Annotated in this window: 1 pseudogene; it reads left to right on the top strand. The window is 73.1% G+C overall.

Annotated features, from left to right (window positions below):
• Positions 1–52 precede the first annotated feature (52 nt).
• Positions 53–681: pseudogene (locus D7X55_RS40005) on the top strand (bifunctional aspartate kinase/homoserine dehydrogenase I); the annotation flags it as partial.

Here is a 681-nt window from a genome sequence, read left to right as displayed (position 1 = left end):
TCCTCCACCAGCGCCACCACGCCGCGCATCCGTTCCGCAAGGAGGCCGTGTCATGCGCGTGATGAAATTCGGTGGCACCAGTGTCGGGGATGCGGAACGGATGCGCGGCGTGGTGGCGCTGGTGGAGGAGGCGCGCAAGGCCGAGCGGGTGATGGTGGTGGCCTCCGCGGCGTCGGGCATCACGAACCTCCTGGTGGAGGCGGCGAAGGTGGCGCAGGAGGGCGAGTCCGTGCAGGAGGCCTGCGCCCGGTTCGACGACACGCACTCCGCCATCGCGAAGGTGCTGAGCGCGGACCTGAAGCCCGCGCAGACGCGGCCGCTGGCGGAGGGGCTGGTGGCGCTGGGTGCCGAGCTGCGCGGGCTGTTGCAGGGCGTGGGGCTCCTGCGCGAGTGCTCGCCGTCGGTGCTGGCGCACCTGTCCGGGTTGGGGGAGCGGGCGTCGTGCCTGCTGCTCGCGGCGCTGTTGGAGGCGCGGGGGCTTTCGCCCGTGAGCGTGGACCCGAGGCAGGCGCTGGTGTGCACGGGAGACCCGCTGCAGGCGACGCCCCGGGTGGAGGAGATCCGCGCGAGGTTCGCGCCGCTGCGCGAGGGCGGGCCGGGGCTGATGTTGATGCCGGGCTTCTTCGGTGGGGATGCGCGCGGCAAGACGATGTCGCTGGGGCGGGGTGGGTCGGACTACTC

It is taken from the genome of Corallococcus sp. AB049A, assembly GCF_003668885.1.
Lineage (GTDB): Bacteria > Myxococcota > Myxococcia > Myxococcales > Myxococcaceae > Corallococcus > Corallococcus interemptor.
Note: the sequence above shows the minus strand (reverse complement) of the source record. Positions and strands in the feature narration are given on the sequence as shown.